2 protein-coding genes, 1 tRNA gene and 2 pseudogenes are annotated in these 1,808 nt (G+C 66.4%); 3 read left to right on the top strand and 2 right to left on the bottom strand.

Features of this window, described 5'->3' with window-relative positions; genetic code table 11:
• Nucleotides 1-85: 85 nt before the first annotated feature.
• Nucleotides 86-157, top strand: a tRNA-Arg gene (locus C1J00_RS42825).
• Between the two features lie 159 nt (nucleotides 158-316).
• Here C1J00_RS42825 and C1J00_RS42820 read toward each other — a convergent pair.
• The gene (locus C1J00_RS42820) at nucleotides 317-598 is read right to left on the bottom strand and encodes a hypothetical protein (protein WP_102914168.1); all 282 of its coding nucleotides are present in this window, start codon (nucleotides 596-598) and stop codon (nucleotides 317-319) included.
• A gap of 63 nt (nucleotides 599-661) precedes the next feature.
• A pseudogene (locus C1J00_RS42815) lies at nucleotides 662-1,024 on the bottom strand (site-specific integrase); the annotation flags it as partial.
• A 103-nt stretch (nucleotides 1,025-1,127) separates the two neighbouring features.
• Between C1J00_RS42815 and C1J00_RS42810 the strand changes: the two are divergent.
• Both C1J00_RS42810 and C1J00_RS42805 read left to right on the top strand, forming a co-directional pair.
• Nucleotides 1,128-1,391: a CopG family transcriptional regulator gene (locus tag C1J00_RS42810; RefSeq protein ID WP_102914167.1), complete on the top strand. Its 264-nt coding sequence runs from the start codon at nucleotides 1,128-1,130 to the stop codon at nucleotides 1,389-1,391.
• Nucleotides 1,388-1,711 (top strand): annotated as a pseudogene (locus tag C1J00_RS42805) (DNA-binding protein); the annotation flags it as partial. The gene C1J00_RS42810 and the pseudogene C1J00_RS42805, both read left to right, overlap by 4 nt.
• Between the last annotated feature and the right edge of the window lie 97 nt (nucleotides 1,712-1,808).

Raw genomic sequence — 1,808 nt, 5'->3', positions numbered from 1 at the left:
GCCCCCGGCAGCGGAAACCCGTTCATGACCACACCGAGGGAGCTGGTAGTGTTCTACCCGTCGCCGCGAGCAACGCGACGAACACGCCCCCGTAGCTCAGGGGATAGAGCAACGGCCTCCGGAGCCGTGTGCGCAGGTTCGAATCCTGCCGGGGGCACCTTGGATCAGGTGCCTAAAGACCCCGCCATCAGCGTTTTCGCTGAGACGGGGTCTGTGTGTGTGCAGGCGTGTGCCGCTCGGAGCGGCTGTATGTCGGGGTCCGTGGACTATTCGTGGACTGGCGGCGGGCGACGAACGCCCATGTCGGCGGGCATTCTCACGTCATGGTCCGAGCTTCCACGAGCGACCTCTGCACGTCACCCACCAGGTCCCGGAGGCGCCCGGGCTGCACGCCCTCATGGTCCATCCACTCGTCGAGGCGAGGACGCAGATGCCGCGCCATAACCAGCCCGTGGCGACGCAGCACCGAGCGATTGATCGAGATCTCTGCCTGCACCTCTCTTCGGAGATCATCGGTCCAGCCCTGCGCCCGGTCGTCCTCTCCCAGAGGAGCCTTGAGAGTGGCCACAGCTTCATCAAGCGCAGCGAGCAGGTCCATGCCCCTCCGAACTCCACAAGGCAGACGCACAGCAGCAGGGAACGGACCAGAACGCCGAAGGCCTCACCCGCTCATTGCGCGTGTGGAAGCACAGTATCTTCGGCCGACCTTAGTCCAGTTCTTTATTTCCTCCTGGTCATCGCCCTCCCCGAGGAGCTCCGCGATCCGGCGGTTGGCCACGTCCTGGCGCCCGTCGAGGCACTTCGCGTACCGGCTCAGCAGCACTTCGACGCTGTTGCCCGCGCGCTCCGCAACCTCGGTGGGGTCGACGCCGGCGTTGAACCAGGAGGAGAGCGCGGCGTGCCTCAGGTCGTACGGCCGAGCGGCCAGCGGCGAGGCCACCTGGTCCGGCGTGAGCGCCAGGTGCCGAGCCTCGTCCCAGACACGTCAGTACGTAGTGGAGGCGACCACTCCCCCGCGTTCACTGACATGCCAGGTAACGCGCAAGTCAACAAGGCGAGCCATAGGGATCTCTCTGCAAGGTGGGATTCCGACGCCCACAGAGAGGATGAGGAGTAGGATGAGTAGCATGAGTGAGCCTACCGGCAAGTATTCCATCACTATGCCGCGCGACATCGCCGAAGCCGCCAAGGTCCGCAGCGGCCCCTCCGGGCTGTCCGCCTACGTGGCCGCCGCCGTGGCCCGTCAGATCGAACGCGACAATCTGAACGAGCTCATTCAGGTCGCCGAGGCCGAGCACGGGCCCGTCACGGACGAGGAGATCCAGACCCTCCGCGACCAGCTCCACCAGGCGCGATTGGAGCAGACGCAGGACGGGGCGAACGTCGCGTGACCCGCTCTCCCGCCGTCCCTGGTGGCACCCTCGTCCTGGACAGCGAAGGGCTGGCCAAGGCCGTGCTGCGCGATCGCACAGTCACCGGCTGGCTCGCCCTCGCACGCGCCTACGACCTGCGAGTGATCACCTCTGCGGCGACCCTCGTCGAGGTGGTCCACCCCAGGATCAACCGGCCGGCCCTGGAGTGGACGCTGTCCCGCCTTATCGTCGAACCGGTCACCGAACCCATCGCCCGTCACGCCGCCATCCTCCTCGCCGACGCCGGACTGCACGGCCACAAATACGCTATCGACGCCATACTCAGCGCCACCGTCGTCGAGATTTGACCAGCACCCAGTGAACGGCCGTCAGGTTTCGTCGGCATGGGTTTGGGTGCGGCTGCCGACGGGTGATCTGCTGCTGGTCAGCCAGGAC

This window comes from Streptomyces cahuitamycinicus (assembly GCF_002891435.1).
GTDB classification, from domain to species: domain Bacteria; phylum Actinomycetota; class Actinomycetes; order Streptomycetales; family Streptomycetaceae; genus Streptomyces; species Streptomyces cahuitamycinicus.
Note: the sequence above shows the minus strand (reverse complement) of the source record. Positions and strands in the feature narration are given on the sequence as shown.

Coding starts and splice junctions, on each gene's coding strand:
- C1J00_RS42820 (WP_102914168.1), bottom strand. CDS start 598: ATGGACCTGCTCGCTGCGCTTGATGAAGCTGTGGCCACTCTCAAGGCT.
- C1J00_RS42810 (WP_102914167.1), top strand. CDS start 1,128: ATGAGTGAGCCTACCGGCAAGTATTCCATCACTATGCCGCGCGACATC.